This is a genomic window from Paenibacillus sp. JZ16 (assembly GCF_015326965.1).
GTDB lineage: Bacteria > Bacillota > Bacilli > Paenibacillales > Paenibacillaceae > Paenibacillus_AQ.
Genome location: NZ_CP017659.1, coordinates 3,073,608 through 3,093,878 on the forward strand (window position 1 = coordinate 3,073,608; position 20,271 = coordinate 3,093,878).

The following is a 20,271-nucleotide window of genomic DNA, read 5'->3' on the forward strand; positions in this document are numbered from 1 at the left end:
TTAGAACCATCAGATCATAATTGGCATCGGGTCGACCTTCAATCGATTCTCCTCGATCCAGCTGTGCTCTTCATTAAAGAGATAAGCCCGGTGAACGAGAACCCGGACCTCTTGACCCGGGTACAGCGTTTCCTTCTCCAGTGAACGGTAGGTGATCAGCTTATGTCCCTTAACCTCCACCTCCACCAGCCATTCGCTGCCGCGGAAATGCAGATGACGGACGATCCCCGTCTCCGTTGCGGACAACACGCTGAAATCATGCTTGCTTCCAATCTCGATATATTCCGGACGAATCAGCGCACGCGTCGCATTCTTGTTAGCCGCTGCCTCAAATCCCTTCAGCTCGGCCGCGCTCGAAATCACGGTGGATTCGCCTATGAATGAAGCGACAAACGGCGTCTTCGGCTCCTTGTAAATATCCCAAGGCGTTCCCTTCTGCTCCACGCGCCCCTGATTAATAATCATAATTTCATCCGCGACTTCAATCGCCTCATCCTGGTCATGCGTAACAAAAATCGACGTAATGCCGACCCGCTCGATCAGCTCGCGAAGCCAGGAGCGAAGCTCCTGGCGGATCTTCGCATCGATGGCAGCGAACGGTTCATCCAATAAGAGCAGCTGCGGTTCGGGCGCCAGCGCTCTGGCAAAGGCTACACGCTGACGCTGTCCGCCCGATAACTGGTGCGGATAGCGGCTCTCGAAACCTTTTAAGCCGGTCAGCTCCACCAATTCCATTACCCGGTCCCTGATTATGGCCTTGGGAGTCTTCTTCACCTTCAAGCCGAAAGCGATGTTATCAAACACGGTCATATGCTTAAACAAGGCATAGTTCTGGAATACAAAGCCGATTCCGCGCTCCTGCGGCGGCAGATCATTAACCACTTGGCCATGAAAGGAGATTTGCCCGGAGTCCGGATTCTCAAGCCCGGCCAGCATGCGCAGGATGGAGGTTTTGCCGCCTCCGCTGGGCCCCAGAAGTCCAATCAGATGTCCCTTCTCAATCTCGAAGCTGACATCCTTGACGGCATGAAACGTACCAAAATGCTTGTTCAGATCGCGAACCTCCACATGCATATCAATGCACATCCTTTCTTTTTTTGGCCCATTCCATCAGCAGCAAGAGTCCTACCGAGAAGGCAGCCAATACCAATGCGACGCCATTCGCCGCAGCCACGTTAAAATTCTCCACATCCTGATATACTAACGTTGTCGCCGTCTGAGTTTTATTCATGATATTACCGGACACCACCAGCACCGCACCAAACTCGCCCAATGAACGGGCCACCGTGAGTACCAGGCCATATACGACAGCCCACCGGATGGAAGGCCATGTTACCTTTCGGAACGTTGTCCATTCGTAAGCCCCCAGCGTCGCTGCCGCCTGTTCCTGATCATTTCCAATTTCCTGCAATACAGGCATGACCTCACGAACCATGAGCGGAAACGTGACGAACAGTGTGGCGATTACCATACCCGGGAAAGCATATACCACTTTAAACCCGATCCCTTCAAAAAAACCGCCGATGATGCTGTCGGGTCCGAGCAGCAGTACAATCATCAAACCGCCAATGACCGGCGATACCGCATAGGGCAAATCGACAATGCTGTTCAGAATGCCCTTGATCTTTCGGCTCAGCCAATTCGCCCGTACCAGGTACAACGCCATCATGATGCCAAACAACGCATTGAAGAACGTAACGAATACCACTATAAGCCCCGTCATCATCAGGGCATGCAAGGCTTCCGGCCTGAACAAACCTTCGGCAAACCCGCTCAGCCCTTTATCAAACGCACCGATCGCAATTCGGGACAGGGGGATGATTAACAGAATAATAAATACGGCGTACGTAAGTCCGATCCACAGACGTCTCAAACTCGTCTCCCCCTCTGCTGTACGGCATTGATCACCCAGAGGATGATGAATGAGAGGGTAAGGAGCAGAATAGATACCGCAGCCGCTCCAGCAGGATTGTCGCTCTCGACCTCACCAAAAATAAAAACCGAGGCAATCAGTGTTCTTCCCGGAATGTTGCCGGCCACCAAGACAACGGCCCCGAATTCGGCTAATGCCCTTGAGAATGCCAGCATTCCTCCGCTGATAATCCCGGGCAGCATCGACGGCAGGATGACTTTGAAAAAGGTTCTCGTCCTGGAAGCTCCCATCGTATATGCCGCTTCTTCCTCCAGCGGGTCGAGCTCCTCCAGCAGCGGCTGAACCGCACGGATGACAAACGGAAACGTGACAAACATCATCGCTATCACAATCGCGGGCTGGTGGAATACAATTTCAAAACCCAATTTCTCTGCCAAACCACCGAGAAAGCTCCCGGGGCCCAGCAGCAGTAATATCATCAGACCGCCAACGGCTGTCGGCAGTGCAAAGGGCAGGTCGACCAGACTGTTCAGCAGCGTCCTTCCCGGAAACTTATATCGTATAAGCACCCATGCAATCATCGTTCCGATAAGCACGTTGATGAAAGTAGAGATGACGCCCAGCTTGATGGTAAGCAGCACAGCCTTCCACGCGATCGGATCCATAATGCTCTCCGTAAAATGACTCCATCCTGCAGAGAATGATTGCACATATACCCCAAAGATCGGCAGTACGATCAAGGCAAGAAAATAAAGCAGTACGGTACTTCGAAATCCCCAAGTCCAACCTTTATGACGAATCCATGTTGTCATCTCGTATCCCTCCCGCCTCCGGATGGCATTCCGGTCGACACTTTCGCAAACCATCTTTATATTTCCTATTTGTATACTTGGTTTTCTTTACACATACTTTACCAAAAGCGGAATCCCATCGTCAATCCATCTTTTGCACTTTATCGGGTAAAATAAAAGAAATGGTGAAAAATGAGGAGGTATTCTACATGCTGTATACCGGTGAATTGGAAACGCAAGGTCGTGATGAGATGAGGGATATTACAAGGGAGATCCACTCCTACGTGAAACAAAGCGGGGTCCAGCAGGGAACGGTCCTGATCTATTGCCCGCATACGACGGCGGGGATTGCCATCAATGAGAATGCGGATCCTGATGTGAAACGGGACGTCCTGATGTCGCTCGATGAGGTCTATCCTTGGAATCATCCCAAGTATCGCCATGCGGAGGGCAACACCGCTTCCCACCTCAAATCGATCACCTGCGGCCCTTCCCAGACCGTGATCATTCAGAACGGGCACCTGCTCCTCGGACGTTGGCAGGGCATTTATTTCTGCGAATTCGACGGACCGAGGCAGCGCCAGTATCATGTGAAGATCATGGAAGGATAATCCCTTAAATAAGATGTTATGTTGACGCCAGCGTATGTATAACAGCACAAAAAGCAGACAGGCACATGCTAGGGGGCGTGGACCTGTCTGTGTTTTATTCATTAAGTGATTGACGTTTCAACGCTAGATCGTTGTAACGGATTGAAGCATCAAGCTGCACGTTTTGACCGTATTTAAACATCAGACCCTGCTGTACAAACTCCGGCATAACACTTTGATATGGGTAAGAGCTGCTGGTTTAATCTCATCAAAACCAATTCTGTCCTGAATATAATACGATATAAATCCATGCAGCGACAAAAACAAAGTCAACGGAACGGTTCGCCGTTCTTCCTCACTGTAATTCTCCTCAAGCAAATACTGACGGACCAGCATAGCAAACATTTCAAAACAGCGTCCCTGCTCAGAGCGACAGTAGGACAGCAGCTCTTCGTCCCGAATCATGAACATGATTTCGTACTGATAAGGATTATCCAGACCGAAACGAACGAATTCCAGCATCAGCTGCTCCAGCTTCGATACCCCGTCACAGGGAGGCTTTCCCGAGACTTCCAACAGCAAATCACTTAGATCATTAAAGTCCTTCATGACAATGGCGTAGAAAAGCTCCGCCTTTTCCTTAAAATGATAATACAGGGAGCCGTGGCTATAACCCAGATGCTGCCCGATGCTTCGCATCGATATGGCCCTGTATCCTTTGGTTATGAACAAATGCCTGGCTGCTTCCAGTATCCGCTCTCTCGACAACTCGCGTTCGACTGCTCTTCTTGCCATATTATTTTATTCCCCTTCAATAAAATAAAGCCGCTCTCCCTCTGTGATCAGGGACTGCCCCTGTGTCAAATCCACCATCCAAGACATAAAGCTCTCCGCATCACCATCGAGCGGCAAGCAGGTCAAGGTCACCGTGTCGGCAAAGTTTGTCTCTCCCATACGAACGCCTCGGTTGCGTAGCTCGTTCTCCACCTTACCCAGCCAGGTATAATCCAGCTCCACGAAAATCTCCCGATGAAGAACCCTTGTAATCGGATCGCCTGACTCCATCGCAGCCACGGCTCCGTCGGTGTACGCCCGGATCAATCCGCCCGCACCCAGCATAATGCCGCCAAAATAACGCGTGACCACAATGGCTACATTCTTCCGCCCCTGATTGCGGATCACCTCGAGAATTGGCTTACCAGCCGTTCCGCTCGGTTCCCCGTCGTCCGATTGCTTCTGAATCTCATCCCGCTCGCCGATCATATAAGCGGAACAGTTATGGGTAGCATTCCAATGTTTTTTCTTGATCTCTTCAATAAAAGCGACGGCTTCCTCTTCGGTTTCAACCGGCATCACATGCCCGATGAAACGCGATTTCTTGATGACGATCTCTTTGGAGCCCGCCTGACGTACCGTTTTGTAACGATCCAGCATGAAACTACAACCACCTCTATATTGCCAAGAAAGCAGTCCACGGCAATGATATGCCAGCGGACTGCTTCCTTCAGCGTCTTACGTCTAATCCAATGAAAGTGTCAGGTTATTCGGAAAGTCTAGCTTCCAATTCGGCCTTCTCTTTCTCATACCCAGGTTTGCCGAGCAATGCGAACATATTTTTCTTGTACGCCTCTACGCCCGGTTGGTCAAACGGGTTGACACCCAACAGATAGCCGCTGATACCGCAGGCCTTTTCGAAAAAGTATACCAGATATCCGAACGAATAGGGAGTGAAATCTGGAATTGTCACAATCAAATTCGGAACTTGTCCGTCTGTATGGGCCAGCATCGTGCCTTGGAAGGCCTTTTTGTTAACAAAATCCAATGTTTTCCCGGTCAGGAAGTTCAAGCCGTCCAGATCGTCTGGATCCGATTCGATCGTAATATGCTCGGATACGTTCTCAACCTGAATGACCGTTTCGAAGATGTTGCGGCTGCCTTCCTGGATAAATTGACCCATGGAGTGCAGATCCGTAGAGAAATCGACGGATGCCGGGTAAATCCCCTTGTAATCCTTGCCTTCACTCTCGCCGTAAAGCTGCTTCCACCATTCCGATACAAAATGCAGGGAAGGCTCGTAGTTCACGAGGATCTCGATGCCTTTGCCTTTACGGTATAGCGCGTTACGAACCGCCGCATATTGGTAAGCTTCGTTCTCGGCTACGTTCGGGCTGCTGTATTCCTTGGATGCGTCAGCCGCGCCTTGCATCATTTCTTCAATGTTGATGCCTGCCGTAGCAATCGGAAGCAGACCGACCGCTGTCAGCACGGAATAACGTCCGCCCACATCGTCAGGGATGATAAAGGACTCGTAGCCTTCCTCGGTAGCCAGCTTCTTAAGGGCGCCCTTCGCTTGATCCGTCGTAGCATAAATGCGTTTGCGAGCTTCTTCCTTGCCGTATTTCTTCTCCAATTCCGCACGGAAAATACGGAATGCGATAGCCGGCTCTGTCGTTGTGCCGGATTTGGAGATGACATTGACGGAGAAGTCCTTGCCTTCAATCAATTGAAGCAGGTGAGTCACATAGGTGGAGCTGATGTTGTTGCCCGCAAAATAGATTTCCGGTGTCTTGCGCTGGTCCTTCGACAGCTCATTATAGAACGAGTGCGAGAGCATTTCGATGGCCGCGCGTGCCCCGAGGTAGGAGCCTCCGATTCCGATAACGATCAAAACGTCCGAATCGCTTTGGATTTTGGCAGCCGCTTTCTGGATGCGCGAGAATTCTTCTTTATCATACTGCGTCGGCAGGTCGATCCAGCCCAGATAATCGGAGCCGGCTCCCGTACCGTTATGTAACTGTTCATGAGCTGTGCGGATCGGCTCAGCGAAATAATCAACTTCGTGCTGATTGACAAAAGTCAGTGCTTTACTGTAATCAAACTTGATTTTTTTAGACATGCCTTAAACCTCCTGTGAATTTAGAAATAGGATACTTTAATTTAATAAAGACCGCAAGCTTCGCGGGCCAACTGTCATCTATTCTTCATGCGAGGGTCTCCCTTGCGCTTCCATTCCTCACAAACGCTGGCTTCGTTTCAGGGACCCATGCTAAGATAGAGTGGATCAGGAATCCATAATCGAAGGTGATATAGCTATGAAAAAAATCGGGTTTATCGGACTGGGCACCATGGGCGCTCCCATGGCCTCCAATCTGCTGAAGCAGGATTACGATGTGACCGTGTATAACCGCACCCACGAAAAATGCCGTCCGCTCGCCGAACAGGGAGCCTCCATTGCGGAGACGCCTCGTGAAGCGGCTGAAGGACAAGATCTTGTTATTACAATGGTAAGCAACGACCAATCCATCCGGGATGTATTCTATGGTGAGAATGGCCTGCTTGGCTCCCTGACGAGCGGGATGACCGTCATTGACTGCAGCACGATCTCCGAGAGCCTTGTCAAGGAAATCGCTTCCGCCGTAACCGGTCTGGGCGCTTCCTTCCTGGATGCCCCGGTAACCGGCAGCAAGCCTGCAGCGATGGATGGAACCTTGGTGTTCATGGTTGGCGGCGATGCCGCGGTCATCGAAGCTCATGCAGACGTGTTTGACACCTTGGGCAAAAAAGTCATCCACATGGGACCTAACGGAAGCGGCGCTGTCGCGAAGCTTGCGCATAATACCATCGTGGGCATTAACAATCTGGCGCTTGCCGAAGGCTTTGCCATCGCCGCGAAATCAGGCATTCCCGCTGACAATTTCCTGGAGCTCGTGCAGCTGGGATCAGCCGGCAGCAAAGCGGCAGAGCTGAAGGGACGCAAAATTATCGAGGGCGACTTCAGCAATCAGTTCTCGCTTGCGCTCATGCTCAAGGACCTTAAGCTGGCCTCCTCACTCACCGATGGCATCGGAATGCCTTCCCCTATGCTGAATCTGGCCAAGAGCCTGTTCCAAGCCGGTGCCAGCGAAGGTTATGGCGAAGAGGATCTTTCCGCTGTCGTGAAATGTTATGAAGCCTGGATCGGCCAGAAAATCGGCGAACAGCAGCAGTAATACCAGCTAAGCCATGCTTTGCCTTACACTGGCTCCTTTCATACTGGTTTTCGGATCATCCGGACCAGGAGGAAGGAGCCATTTTTTTGGTCAAATTCATGATTTCCCCCTCCAGAAGAAACTTTTTGCATTTCATTTCGTCTACTATGCAAAGGGAGGAATATACAACATGAAATGGACCACAGGTTTAAAAGCAGTGACAGCCGCTGCGCTATTAACCACTGTACTATCTTCAGTAACAGCTGTATCACCGGCTTCTGCCGCAGCCAAACCTACCGCTTCGATTAACAATGTTACCGCGAGCGGCGAAGTGCTGGTCAAGCAGGGCTCCACCTTTGTTACCCTAACCGATCTCAAACCTCTGGGTAACTACGTCATGAAGTACGACAACAGCAAGAAACAGGTGACGATTCAGGGTGACCACCGAACGGTGATTCTCACGGCGGGAAGCAACCGCATGGAAGTGAACGGAGTTCAGAAGACGCTGCCTGCAGCCCCGCTGCTCCATAAAGGCAAGACCATGATTCCCCTGAGGGCCGTAGCCCAAGCTTTTGATGCCGACATCAACTGGAACGGTTCTCTCAAGACGGCTTATATCAATAAAGCAGATGCCGCTATGCTCGCTGACTTAAAGAGCTCCGATCTGGCCACCGCCAGGAATGCTGCTGCCAAGCTGCCTTATTCATCCCAACTGCAGAAACCTGAGCTGGAAATGCTCCCTGTGGAAATGCAGGGCGTGGATTATTATTTTCCAAAAGGCGAATCCAATCGCTTCTTCCTGGTCGATAACGACATCGCCGAATATTACGAAATCCAGGGCGGCGTCAAATATTTGAAATGGCAGGGCAAGCTGGATTACTCCGCCAAAGCGGCTGCGAATCAGAACCTGTTCTTCCTGCCCCCGATTCAAGCCGAGATCGGTAAGCAGCCGGATGCCAGAAACTGGACTGTAGCCCGATTCGTATTCCGTTATCCTTCCGGCGTCACCAGCTACCGGCTGCTCGACCGTAATCAGGAATGGAGCGAAGGATACGTAGAGCTTGATAACCGGGCTCCCGGATATAAAGGCGAGATCGTGACGATCCCGGAGGAATAAGTCCATTATAGCAACCAACGTTAACGGCATGCGTTGATATCCGACATTGACAATAAGGGTTCAAAGCCAACGGCTTTGAGCCTTTTTGTTGTGTATTTACGGACACGACATCACATGCGGCATTTCATCTATTACATGGTTGGATAAGAGCAGCAATAATCCGTCACGGTGCGGATTTCCAGCTTAAAGCTTGAATTGCCCGGAACGTTAAAGGTTGCAGCCCCTTGAATCTCTAACCACTCCTGCTCTCCAGGCAGCAGGACACGCAAATCGCCCGACAAAATTTCCATAATCTCAGGGCCATCCGTTCCGAATTCATAGCTTCCCGGAAGCATGATGCCGAGCGTTACCTTCTCGCCATTCTCCAGCAGCACCGTACGGCTGGTTACCTTTCCCTCATAGTACACGTTGGCTGCCTTTGTAACGGTAGCATTCTTAAATTGTGACATGGACAAACTCTCCTCCTCCAACATAGTTATGGCTTGATATATGGACGGCACCCGCATAATGCGGGTGCCGGAAAATCAATATGGAGTTAGATCCGCTTGCATTACAGCAAGCCTTTTACGCGGCTAACCACGTTCTCAACGGTAAATCCGTACTCGGCAATGACGCGGTCGCCAGGAGCAGAAGCGCCAAATGTGTTGATCCCCAGAATGTCGCCTTTGTCTCCGACATAACGCTCCCATCCGAACGGATGAGCCATTTCAATAGCCAGACGGGCTTTTACGTCAGGAAGCAGCACGGAATCTTTGTATGCCTGGTCCTGGCTGTCGAACAGATCCCAGCTCGGCATGCTGATGACGCGTACGGCGATTCCTTCTTCAGCCAACGCTGCTTGCGCTTTAACGGCAAGCTGAACCTCGGAACCCGTTGCAATGATTTGAGCTTGCACGTTGCCATCCTTCGCGTCGGCTACAACATAAGCGCCGCGTTTGATGCCTTCACGTGCATGATCCGCCGTGCCTGCAAGGATCGGAAGATTCTGACGTGTCAGCACCAACGCTACCGGACGGTCTGTGTTCTCAACCGCATAAGCCCATGCCGCGGAAGTTTCGTTAGCATCCGCAGGACGGATCACCGTCAAGCCTGGAATGATGCGCAGGGAAGCCAATTGTTCAATCGGTTCATGCGTAGGACCGTCTTCACCGACAGCGATGCTGTCATGAGTCAGTACATACGTAACCGGCAGCTTCATGATCGCAGCCAGACGTACAGCCGGACGCAGATAATCCGTAAATACGAAGAACGTACCGCCGAAAATCTTCAGTCCGCCATGGAGAGCGATACCGTTCATGGCACCGGCCATTGCGAATTCACGAACACCATAATACACGTTACGGCCTTCGTAGCTGTTCGCTGTGAAAGAGGCCAGGTCGTTCAAGTGTGTCATCGTGGAGCTTTCCAGGTCAGCCGATCCGCCGAGCAGCTGCGGTACGCCTGCAGTCAACCCGTTCAGCGCTTTACCGGAAGCCACGCGAGTGGAAACCGCTTTGTCATCCGCGCTGTATTTCGGAAGGTCTTTGTCCCATCCTTCAGCCAATTCGCCGGATTCACCGCGCTCGAATTGCGCCGCCAGCTCAGGATAAGCTTCTTTGTATTTCGCAAATTGATCAACCCAAGCTTGATAAGCTGCAATACCGCGCTCTTTCACTTTGCCGAAATGCTCGCGCACTTCCTCAGGCACATAGAAATCCTCTTCATATACCCAATTGTAAAAATCCTTGGTCAGCTTCGCTTCATCAGCTCCAAGCGGAGAACCGTGCGTACCGCCATGGCCGCCTTTACCTTGTTTGTTCGGGCTGCCGTAACCAATGACGGTCTTCACTTCGATCAGCGTCGGACGGTTCGTATCGGCTTTCGCTTCCTCGATCGCTTTCTCGATCGCAGGCAAATCGTTACCGTCTTCTACGCGCAGCACTTGCCAGCCATAAGCATCAAAGCGCTTCGCTACGTTCTCGGAGAATGCCAGGCTGAGCTCGCCATCAAGGGAGATATCATTGGAATCGTACAACATGATCAATTTGCCAAGCTTCAAATGACCTGCCAGGGAAGCTGCCTCGGAAGCCACGCCCTCCATCATGTCACCGTCGCCGCAAATCGCATACGTATAGTGATCCACTACGTTGAAGCCGTCTTTATTGTAAGTCGCGCCCAAATGAGCTTCAGCCATTGCCATACCTACAGCCATAGCCACGCCTTGTCCAAGCGGACCTGTCGTTGCATCAACGCCGGCCGTGTGGCCGAATTCCGGGTGACCCGGGGTTTTGCTTCCCCATTGACGGAACTGCTTGAGATCCTCAATGGACAAGTCATACCCGCTCAGGTGAAGCAGACTGTAGAGCAGCATGGAGCCATGGCCTGCAGACAAGACAAAACGGTCGCGGTTAATCCACGCCGGCTGGTCCGGGTTATGATTCATCGTCTTCGCGAACAATTGGTAGCCCATAGGTGCAGACCCCATCGGCATGCCCGGATGACCGGAGTTGGCTTTTTCGATCGCGTCGATCGCCAGTGTCCGGATCGTTGCGATGGACAGGTTGTCGATCGTTTGGTTATGTTCAGTTGTCATGATTCGTCCTCCTCAAATCTTTTCCATAGTAAGCTTCGAAAATGAAGGCTTCTTACGTCCCTCCAGCCCCAATCCACATGGTATTAGAGCAGTTAGGAATGTTGAGAATATCATTTTGACTCTTATTGTATCACCACACGTCTTTCATTTCCATAACGTAATTGTCAAAGTTGTGTAAAAGCCGCCAGGGCGAACGACATCCCCCTTGCATTATTTCCCTTAATAGTCCGGTTATAACCGGATTCGACATCCGTTAAACGATTTTACGGACATCGGCGGCATGGAAAAAGTTACTTCATTCGACAATTAAAAAAGCTTCGGCCGAAGCTGCACAGTAGACAGCTTCGGCCGAAGCGTGAGGCGGCACATCAGCGCGTGCCGCGTTTTTTGGCTTTGAGGAGGCGATCCATGGAGGAGCCTCCTTCCGGAGCCGGCCCGGTCTCCCCGGGCCGGCTGCTGCCGCCCCCCTGCGCCTTCGGCGGCGGGGGCGGGGGTGGCGTGGGCGCGCCCTGGCTTGCGGCCGGCTTCGTCTGCGCCGGCCGCTCTTCCCGCAGCGGGGCATCCGCCCGCTGCGAATCGCGCGCCTCCGGCGGGGCCTTTCGGCCCCTTGCCGGAGCTGCGCTAGGTGCCGGGGCGGGGTTCCCGCCCCCGGCGCCCTGGCCCGCGCCGCTGCGTTCGCGCGCGGGCGGGGCCTGCGGCGGCGGCTTCGCGGAGCTGCCGCCGTAGAACTGGGCGGCGCGGGCTTTGCGCGCCGCCAGCCGCTCGAGGCCGGCGTCACGCCCGGCCTCGCCGGCAGGTACAGGCCGCCTGCGGAGCAGGGCGGCCACCCTAGCGCCGATGGCGCCCCATGGCAGAGCCAGGCGCCGCACGGCGATGTCGGCGACCCACAGCAGCAGGGCCGCCACCAGCAGCGGATAACTCCAATCATGGAGATTCATCCGCGAGGTCGCCTGCCGGTCGAACACTTCGGCCGGGTTATCCCAGGATAGTACGCGACCCCCGGTTATCTCGGCCAGCCGCTTCATCGCTTCCTCGCCGCTGCCGGAAGATAGCCGGTATTCCGGCGAATACGGCACAACAAAACCGGTGCCCGGCGCGGCTTGCAGCGCTTCTCCCCCGCTGGCATCCTCAAGGGACATGAGGAAGGCTCCCGGCTTGGATACGTTGACGAGTCCGGTATAACGGCCGGGCGCCTCCTGAATGAGCTCTACCGTCTGCTCGCCGGCTTCATCGTCCCCGATCACCGCATTCAGCTTCTCCGGCGGACTCTCGCCCTCTGCCATAACTTGGAGCTTTACTTGGTTGCCGGCCGTCTCGGTAGTCACTTCATAGGGCGACGACGTAAACTGCGGGAATGTCCACTTCACGATTTCAGTCAACGTGTTGGCAAAGCCGGACCACAATACCCATTCCTTGGACCACTTTCCGCTTAAATCGCTCGTCCATGCCACCGTTCGTCCGGATCCGTACTGCCAGCGTGACAGGATCGGGTCCGGCTCCGGGCTTGACAGAATCGTCTGGGCGGAAGACTTCGGCGTTGTCGCTACATAACCGTACAGCCCCGGAATGCCCTGCTGGAACAGACTCGCCCAATCGGCCGGGTTCTGAATGGCCGGGACAAAGGGTTTATCCACGATATAGGATTTGGCCAGCATGACGGCCTCCCGGCTGAATACCGCCGGCAGCGTCGTTTCATCCTCAACGAAGTAATACCGGCCTTTGGCCGCATCCGCCAAGGATTGAAGCAGGTTGGTATCGGCATCCATCCCGACCGCCACCGAAGACATCGTAATTTTGTTCTCCACCATCGTATCGGTCAGATCCTGATAACCGGAATTCATGGCGGACTGCCCGTCGGTCATCAGAATGATATGTCTGCGCTGGGTTTTAATCTTCAGCATTTCCTCAAGCGCCGAGGAAACGGCAGGATAGATGTTGGTCCCGCCTGCGCTCGGAATCGACTGGATGCTGCTGAGCACCTCTTCCTTGTCCCCGAGCTTCTGCGGCGGAACGACCCACCACGGCTGATCGTCAAAGGCGACAACGCCGACCGTATCCTTGGCTCTCAGCAGCTCCACCGTTCGCATCGCCGATTCCTTGGCCAATTCGATTTTGTTGCCGTCCATGCTCCCCGATCGGTCGATGACGAGTATGAGGCCCAGGGATGGAATCTCCCGCTTGCCTTCCAGCTCCATGGAGACCGGCAGCGCCTTTTCGATCGGGGTTTTAAAATATCCGCCCATTCCGAAGCTGTCCTCGCCGCCCGCCATCATAAACCCGATGCCAAAGCTTCGGACCGCCTGCTCGATCAGCTCCATCTGCTTGCCGCCGACGTCACTGCCCGAAACGTTATTAAAGATGATGCTGTCGTATACGGCATACTTGGCCGCTTCCAGCGGGAGCAGTTCCGGCGGAATCACCTCGGTGCCGATCATGCCGGACTCGAGGGCTGCCGTGATATTCCCCGACGTTCCCGGGGTTCCTTCCACGATCAGTACGTTCGGCGGACCTTCCACCCGGGTGAAATCGAACGCTGCATTATTGGCGGACGCTTCATCCCCGTCCATGAAGATTTCGGCACGGTAACGGTGAAGTCCCGGACTCTTGGCCAGGCCTTTCACGGCATACCGGTTCTCGCCCGGGGTGACGTCCACGCGTTCCCGGCCGATCTCACGGTTGTCCTCGTAAATGCGCAGCTCACCGGAGGTCTTAAACGTGCTGCGGATCATAACCTCCACATAGAAAGACTCCGCTTGATACAGCTTATCCGGTACCTTCAGTTCCTCCACCGCAACGTCACGGATGGCCTGCTTGGGCGTCGGAAGCACATCAACCGCAATGCCCCGGTCCTTCAGCAGCCTCCCGGCCGCTGCCATGCTGCCTACATTCTCTTCCCCGTCCGAGATCAACACAATTCTGGAATCGCTGTTGCCCTCGAACAGGCTCCCCGCGAGCTGAAGACCGGACTCCAGCCCCGTAAACTGCTGCTCCAGCAGTGCATTAAGAGAGGCTCCTGCATTCTCTGCAGAGGTTAACCGCCGTTCTACTGCGCCCTCAAGCCCCGTAGAAACAACAGCCGTGCCATCCTTCTCGCCTTTTGCCGAGAGAGAATCGTTAATCCAGCTCGCGATCCGGGCTGAATCCCCCATACTGTCGGAACGGTCAGCCAGATATACAACCTGTTTATCTCTTAGGACGGTAAAGCCATGCAAACCCGAAATCATAAGAATCAATAATAGAATGACGCAGGTTCTAAAGAATAAAGCCAGTTTCTTCCGAAAGCCGTTTAATCGAAAATCCGATTTGTATGCATAGTAAAGAAATAATCCTGCCGGAATCAACAGCAGCAACAACCATGGTTGGCTAAATTGAACGCCCACGCTGGTACACCCCCCATTCTGCTGCGATCACAGCCAGTGCAAAGACAGCAAGCCATGGCATTAACGAGCCGGCGCGGTTTGCGGTTTCGTTGCTGCCGGATGTCCCGGCATGCTCTCCCGCTTCAGACTCATCCAAGTTCGGAGCCGCTTGACTTACGACCGGCCCCTGATCGTTGCTCCAATTCGCCTCGTATGGATCCGCCGTCACGGCCAGCCAGAACCTAAGATTCTCACCCGCTTCATTTTGCTGTTCAAAAGCGTACAGCCCCGGATATTCCGGCACAAGCTGTACCGGCGATATTCCTTGCTCATTCCGGAGCGCTTCCGCAGCAGGGATGCCGCCAGTAAGAGCAAGACCGCTCGTAGGTACCCATTTTGCCGCTACCGTATCCGCCGCAATCGGTATATCCGCTTGCGCGCCAGCCATATAGCGGCCAAGGCCGCTTCCCTTGCCCGAGGTCATCCACTCCAGTGCATTGCTGACCATGACCGGGAATTCCGGCGATAACGGAAGATCGCTATCTTGAAGCAGGAAATGAAACGACAAGCGCGGTCGCCCGTTTTCGCTTCCCGCATAGACGATCGGTTGATCCCCCAGCTTTATAACGGGCTCTCCCCAGGCAGGGGCCTGTTCCACCAGCGTGCCAAAATAGACGCCCGACAAGGTTACATAGGCGGTCACCGGATGCTTGGAAAGCACGGCGCGCCCCCCTTGGTTGCCGACTTTGGCACCTTCTCCGCCGATCGTCCATAGCGGCGTTTTAGCGGCCAATTCCGCCCACTTCCCTTGCTTGAACCCTTCCGGCACGTCCCCGTCGATGACGAGCAGATCAAATTCGCCTTCAGGCACGGGCGGTACATCCGCAGCTGTGCTGCCCTTACCCGCCTCCTTATCCGCACTGCCATTGTCCTCGGCGGTCTTGTCTTTGGACTCGTCCAAAGCAACCCGGGTGACTTCGGCTCCGCTTAGCTGCAAGGCCTTCTCCAGAAACAAATTGCCCGAAGTCAGCAGAAGCACGCGCGAAGATCCATGACCCAAACCGAATGCAAAGGATTGATTGTCTGCGGCATATCCGTCATCCTGCGACAACTCAAGCCGGTACACTTCCGCAAACGGCAGATCGGAAAAGGATTCGGTTGATTTTTTACCAGGCTCCAGTTCAAGCATCTTGCTGGTCAATAGCTGTTCATCCCCGTAAAGATTCACTTCAGCCGACATCGATTCCTTGGCATTCGTGCTGAGGACAGCGACCGCCCCATAGGATGAACCTGTTTCACCCTTGGGTGAAATGCCGAATTGGTCAATGGACACGTTAAGAGGGAGCTCCCCCTGCACCTTCTCTACGGATACCGGAACCTGAAACGTTATGGGAGCCGTATCCTGTTTCCAGTAGCTGTCCGTAAAAATAACGACCTCTGCATCACGCTCTTCCCGTGTCAGAGCGGAAGCGAGCGATAAGGTTTCCCTGTAGGATGCCTGGCCGTAATAGGGCCGCAGCCCATCCACAGCCTTATCAATGACGGTGCGGTCGCTTTCATGGGAGACCAGCGTCATGGGACTTGCTCCCACGGACAGGAGGGTGATTTCGCTCCGTCTCCCTTGGTTCTTCACGTATTCCTTTATTCGTTCCTGCATCCATTGCAGCCTGGTTGCGGCTTCGCCTTCAGCCGATGGCTGAATCTGCGCGCTCATGCTGCCCGAGGTATCGGCAACGATGACCACGTGGGCGCTGCCTCCGCCAGACACCTGCAGAAAAGGCTGCATCAGTGCGAAGACCATCAGCGCAGCAGCAAGCAACTGGAGCCACAGCAGAAGCCGGTTCTGCAGCTTCTGCCACGGCCTGTTGGCCTCCAGGTTCCGAAGCACCCGCTCCCACAGCAAATGGCTGGGAACGGTTGTATCGACATATTTTCGTTTGAACATATACATAAGCACGATGGCCGGCAGCGTTAAACCGAACCATAGACTCAGCCAAGATTGAATCCCCAACGTGTCCCCTCCTTACTCCCGTGGCCCCTGACTAACACGACTTGGACGTTTTCTCAAAGCATCGGATGAAGGCCTGTCATCTGTTCCTGTTTTATTGAGTTCTCTTCTTGTTTCTTCTATATAGATCACAAACAGGTGCTCGTGAAGCCTGCATTTCATAGATGTATATTCTCCGGTGTTCCCCTGTCTAACAGCTTCCCAATACGTATGAAGCTCCTGCAGATGCTTGGACACGGGGCCCTGCAAGGGATCCCGCTCTATCCAGTAACCAGGCCAGCTCCCGCAAGCACCCCGAACATCGCATCCGTAAGCGGCATGTCCGCCGGAATGAGCACGTAAGACATCCCCCGCTCCGCGCACACGCGGGACAGCATCGTCCGGTACCGCTCCAGCTCCTCTTTGTAAGCATCGAGCACTTTACCCGTCAACGCCACTTCCTTGCCGCTCATCGTTTCACTGTCAACCAATCGCAAATCGCCGGTCAATTTAGGCTCCAGTTCTTCCCTCGACAACACATGTACCAGCACTACTTCCTGCCCGGTGCCGGATAAAAGGGAAAGCGCCCTGAACAACTCCTCCTCGCCGCCCTCGAGCCAAAAATCCGAGAACACCCAGGTCATCCCCGGCTGCCGGGGGAGTGCGCCAGGAACCGCAAGCGCTGCGCCCAAACTGCCTTCGCCTCCCGTTTCTGCCCCTTGCAGGAACGAAAACAGGCGATGGGCCGAGCCCTTTCCTCTCATGATCGGAAGGCGGGCGTTAATCGAACGGCTGTAACAGGCGATCTGCAGCCTGTCGTAAGAGGACAATGCCATGTAGCCGATGCTTGCGGCGAGTTGACGTGCGAGCAGCCATTTCGGACTTTCCTTCGTTCCTGCCGGATCTGCAGCAGATGGTTCGGATGACGATGACATGACAGCCCCCATCGATGCCGAGCAATCCACGAATAGACTGACCGTCAGCTCCTGCTCGTCCATGAATTGACGCACGAATGCTTTTCCCGTACGAGAATAGACGCCCCAGTCAAACCTGCGGACATCATCGCCGGGTGCATACACTCGATAATCGGCAAACTCGAGGGACGATCCGAGCCGGCGGGATCGCCTCTTTCCCTGCAGCGTCCCGGCAACCCGCCGCTTGGCATCCAGGCTCAGCCGCTCCAGACGCGGAAGCCATTCCGGAGGAAGCAGGTGCCCGCCCCCGCTCACGCGGATGCCTCCAGCGCTTGCAGAACCTCCTGAATGACATGGTCTGTCGTAATGCCGAGCGCCTGCCCCTCGAAATTCAGGAACAAACGGTGGCGCAGCGCAGATAAAGCCACGACGCGAATATCCCCTGTCGATACATGCATCCGCCCGCTGCACAATGCACGGACCTTGCTCACTGATATGATAGATTGAATGCCCCGCGGTCCGGAACCGAACTGGACGTATTTTCGCACCGCCTCCGGGGCCGCTGCCTCTTCGGGATGCGTCATCATGAGCAGACGAACCGCATAGTCCAAAATTTCCTCGGCAACCAGCACTTCCCGGGCTCCGCGCTGGATTTCCAGCAGCTCGTCGCCGGTCATTTGCCGCTCCACCTGGAATTTGTGGGAGGACGTCGTCCGCTTCACGATTTCCTTCAGTTCATCCGCGCTTGGATACGACACTTCAATCTTCAGCAGAAAGCGGTCAAGCTGCGCCTCCGGCAATGGATACGTTCCCTCGTTTTCCAGCGGGTTTTGCGTCGCCAGAACAAAGAAAGGTTTGGGCAGCTGATGGGTTACCCCACCCACCGTGACGGTCTTCTCCTGCATGGCCTCCAGCAAGGCGCTCTGGGTTTTGGGCGTGGCCCGGTTAATTTCGTCGGCCAGCACGATGCTGCTGAACAGCGGACCCTTTTGAAAGGTCATCCCGGTGTCCCCATGCTGCCCGAACGATAGGATATTGGTGCCCGTTATATCGCTCGGCATCAAATCCGGCGTGAACTGTATACGGGAAAAGGATAGCTCCAACGCTTCCGACACCGTGCGGACGAGCATCGTTTTACCGAGACCCGGAATCCCCTCCAGGAGGGCGTGCCCTCCTGCAAAGATACACCAGAGCATTTGCTCCACAACATCCTGCTGCCCGACAATCACCTTGCCGATATGTTCCCGCAGGCCTGATATTTTCTCCATCCATTCCTGTGGTCTCACTGCTATATCCGACATGGACGAAACCTCCATCTTCTTGGTAAAGTTCAAGTACTCATTCTAGCTTCCGCTTCCGTAATCGATTCTTCCATCCCCTACGGATTCGGATTGATCTGTATGAAATATTCCTCGACCAACCCTTGCATCTGGTCAGGCAGCGGATTGCGATCTAACGTTTTGCGCGCTTCGGTCTCATAAACGCGATACACTTCCTCATAAGGCCTGGACATACCCGGAACGGTCGGCGAAACGCCGCCCTTCTGAATATCTCCGCCGCTGCCCTTGATCTCGCCGGAATCGTTCTGCACATTGCCGCTGCCCTTGAAATCTCTAGGGATCGTCACAAGCTCGCGACCGCCTGAGCCAAAGCCGGCTCCGCTTCCGGTTCCGCTTCCCGATCCTCCGCTGCCGCCTGAGCCGGAGCCTGCTCCTGATCCAGAGCCGCTCCCCGAACCGGAACCACTGCCGGCGCCTTGACCTTGACCTTGACCTTGACCTTGACCTTGACCGGCCCCGGAGCCACCTTCTCCGGAGCTTCCCTCCGAGCCTTCGCCTTCTTCTCCCGAGCCTTCCCCGGATCCCGCCTGCGCCAACGCCTCCGCACTGCCGCCGTTACTCCAGGCATCCGATACCGACATCCCGGCAGCCGTCATCTGATCGGCCAAGCTCAGTCCTTGCGAAGCAAGGGAGGACGCCAGCGAAGCGGCGGATTGCGATTGACTGTCGGATGCGGCTTTAGCTTGAGCCGCTTTAGCCAGCTCCTCGGCCAGCTGCTGGAGCGCTTCTTCCAGCTCTTTCGGCAGCTTGCCTTCCTTCAGCGAGTCTGCCGCTTTCTTGAGCTCTTGCTCCAGCTTCCCGTCCTCCAGCTGCTTGGCTGCTTCCTCTGCCAATTTTTTCAAGGCATCGGCCAGCTCGTTCTTCTCTTCCTGGGACATCTTTTTCACCTGCTCGGTGAGTTTCTTCATTTCCTGCTTGAGCTCATCGGCCATGCCTTCGGCAAGCTTTTTCCCCACCTGGGACAACGCCTTCTCCTGCTGCATTTTTTGGGCCAGCTCCGACAAAGCCTTCGCTTTTTCCTCCTGCTGTTTCGCCATTTTCTCCAGCTCTTTCATCGCTTCTTCCAGCTTCTCCAGCGCTTGCTCGGGATGCTTCTCACGCTCCAGCGCTTTTTTCAAGGCATCCAGCTTCTCCTGCAGCTTCTTCCTGTCAGCAAGATCGATCGTTTCTTTCTGGAGTTCTTCCGCCAGCTTTTCAGTTTTGGCTGCCTGCTCCTTCATCCAGCTCTGCGCCTCTTTTGCCGCTTCCACCTTCTTATCCATCGGATTCGGAACAAAAACAAGGATGAGCACGGCAGCCAGCGAAGCGCCACAGATCAAGAGATGTCTTTTACGGTTAGGGTAAGGAAGACGCTTCGGCAATTGCTCTGCAAAACGTGCGCCATAGCGCTCCGCCTGCTCGCGCTGCCATTTTGCAGCCTGCGATTCCTCTTCTTTGAACGATAGTGCCGTTACCATCATGTCACTTCGCTCCGCTTCGTCAGGAACATGATCCATCGCAGAAGCAGCCTCTTCGATCGGAACCCGGTGCAGCCATCCCCATAACAAACCTACGAAGCCTGCCCCGACAGGAATGGCGACGGATGCAACGGGAAGCCAGGCTATGGGCACGAATCTCCCCAGCACCAGAAGCAGCAGCAGTGCGGCAAACCCTGCCATCAGTCCGTATAAAACATACGTTATGACGCGGAATCGCTGCAGCCGCCGTCTCGCGGCTTCGATAAAACGCATGATGTTGTCCATTGCTCTTCCTCCTTACCC

Annotated in this window: 16 protein-coding genes; 3 read left to right on the forward strand and 13 right to left on the reverse strand. The window is 54.4% G+C overall.

Annotated features, from left to right (window positions below; all coding sequences use genetic code 11):
• Positions 1–9 precede the first annotated feature (9 nt).
• From BJP58_RS13895 to cysT, 3 genes are read right to left on the reverse strand one after another with little or no spacing between them, the layout of a single operon-like run.
• Positions 10–1,074 (reverse strand): sulfate/molybdate ABC transporter ATP-binding protein, encoded by a 1,065-nt coding sequence (locus tag BJP58_RS13895; RefSeq protein WP_194544383.1) that lies wholly within the window; start codon positions 1,072–1,074, stop codon positions 10–12.
• A 1-nt stretch (position 1,075) separates the two neighbouring features.
• Entirely contained in the window at positions 1,076–1,873 is a 798-nt protein-coding gene (locus BJP58_RS13900; protein ID WP_071222618.1) for a sulfate ABC transporter permease subunit, read from the reverse strand.
• Positions 1,870–2,685, reverse strand: a complete 816-nt coding sequence (gene cysT, locus BJP58_RS13905) for a sulfate ABC transporter permease subunit CysT (RefSeq protein ID WP_071222617.1) — start codon at positions 2,683–2,685, stop codon at positions 1,870–1,872. The genes BJP58_RS13900 and cysT overlap by 4 nt, the downstream gene beginning before the upstream one ends.
• Before the next feature lie 188 nt (positions 2,686–2,873).
• Between cysT and BJP58_RS13910 the strand changes: the two genes are divergently transcribed.
• A complete protein-coding gene (locus BJP58_RS13910; protein WP_194544384.1) occupies positions 2,874–3,275 on the forward strand; it encodes a secondary thiamine-phosphate synthase enzyme YjbQ in 402 nt (133 codons plus the stop codon).
• A 180-nt stretch (positions 3,276–3,455) separates the two neighbouring features.
• On the opposite strand, the gene BJP58_RS13915 is transcribed toward BJP58_RS13910, so the two are convergent.
• The 3 genes from BJP58_RS13915 to BJP58_RS13925 all read right to left on the reverse strand — a co-directional run bounded on the left by BJP58_RS13915 (position 3,456) and on the right by BJP58_RS13925 (position 6,150).
• Positions 3,456–4,049: a TetR/AcrR family transcriptional regulator gene (locus tag BJP58_RS13915; RefSeq protein WP_113061516.1), complete on the reverse strand. Its 594-nt coding sequence runs from the start codon at positions 4,047–4,049 to the stop codon at positions 3,456–3,458.
• Between the two features lie 6 nt (positions 4,050–4,055).
• Positions 4,056–4,688, reverse strand: coding sequence for a YigZ family protein (locus tag BJP58_RS13920; protein WP_194544385.1), 633 nt, complete (start codon positions 4,686–4,688; stop codon positions 4,056–4,058).
• Between the two features lie 106 nt (positions 4,689–4,794).
• Positions 4,795–6,150: a glucose-6-phosphate isomerase gene (locus BJP58_RS13925; protein ID WP_194544386.1), complete on the reverse strand. Its 1,356-nt coding sequence runs from the start codon at positions 6,148–6,150 to the stop codon at positions 4,795–4,797.
• A gap of 196 nt (positions 6,151–6,346) precedes the next feature.
• Here BJP58_RS13925 and BJP58_RS13930 point away from each other — a divergent pair, with 196 nt between their 5' ends.
• Positions 6,347–7,243 carry an NAD(P)-dependent oxidoreductase gene (locus tag BJP58_RS13930; RefSeq protein ID WP_194544387.1) on the forward strand — a complete coding sequence of 299 codons (897 nt, stop codon included), beginning with the start codon at positions 6,347–6,349 and terminating at the stop codon, positions 7,241–7,243.
• Between the two features lie 169 nt (positions 7,244–7,412).
• Positions 7,413–8,339 carry a copper amine oxidase N-terminal domain-containing protein gene (locus BJP58_RS13935; protein WP_194544388.1) on the forward strand — a complete coding sequence of 309 codons (927 nt, stop codon included), beginning with the start codon at positions 7,413–7,415 and terminating at the stop codon, positions 8,337–8,339.
• Between the two features lie 131 nt (positions 8,340–8,470).
• Here BJP58_RS13935 and ppnP read toward each other — a convergent pair whose 3' ends face one another.
• From ppnP to BJP58_RS13970, 7 genes are all read right to left on the reverse strand, one after another.
• The gene (ppnP, locus tag BJP58_RS13940) at positions 8,471–8,788 is read right to left on the reverse strand and encodes a pyrimidine/purine nucleoside phosphorylase (protein ID WP_194544389.1); all 318 of its coding nucleotides are present in this window, start codon (positions 8,786–8,788) and stop codon (positions 8,471–8,473) included.
• 101 nt (positions 8,789–8,889) lie between these two features.
• The gene (gene tkt / locus BJP58_RS13945; RefSeq protein ID WP_194544390.1) at positions 8,890–10,911 is read right to left on the reverse strand and encodes a transketolase; all 2,022 of its coding nucleotides are present in this window, start codon (positions 10,909–10,911) and stop codon (positions 8,890–8,892) included.
• A gap of 368 nt (positions 10,912–11,279) precedes the next feature.
• On the reverse strand, positions 11,280–14,291 hold the full coding sequence (locus BJP58_RS13950; RefSeq protein WP_194544391.1) for a VWA domain-containing protein: 3,012 nt from the start codon (positions 14,289–14,291) through the stop codon (positions 11,280–11,282).
• Entirely contained in the window at positions 14,275–16,281 is a 2,007-nt protein-coding gene (locus tag BJP58_RS13955) for a vWA domain-containing protein (RefSeq protein ID WP_194544392.1), read from the reverse strand. Before BJP58_RS13955 ends, BJP58_RS13950 begins: the two co-directional genes overlap by 17 nt.
• Positions 16,282–16,538: 257 nt before the next feature.
• Positions 16,539–17,486, reverse strand: coding sequence for a DUF58 domain-containing protein (locus BJP58_RS13960; RefSeq protein WP_071222607.1), 948 nt, complete (start codon positions 17,484–17,486; stop codon positions 16,539–16,541).
• Positions 17,483–18,472 carry an AAA family ATPase gene (locus BJP58_RS13965; RefSeq protein WP_194544938.1) on the reverse strand — a complete coding sequence of 330 codons (990 nt, stop codon included), beginning with the start codon at positions 18,470–18,472 and terminating at the stop codon, positions 17,483–17,485. Before BJP58_RS13965 ends, BJP58_RS13960 begins: the two co-directional genes overlap by 4 nt.
• Before the next feature lie 77 nt (positions 18,473–18,549).
• Positions 18,550–20,253: a phage tail tape measure protein gene (locus tag BJP58_RS13970; protein ID WP_194544393.1), complete on the reverse strand. Its 1,704-nt coding sequence runs from the start codon at positions 20,251–20,253 to the stop codon at positions 18,550–18,552.
• Between the last annotated feature and the right edge of the window lie 18 nt (positions 20,254–20,271).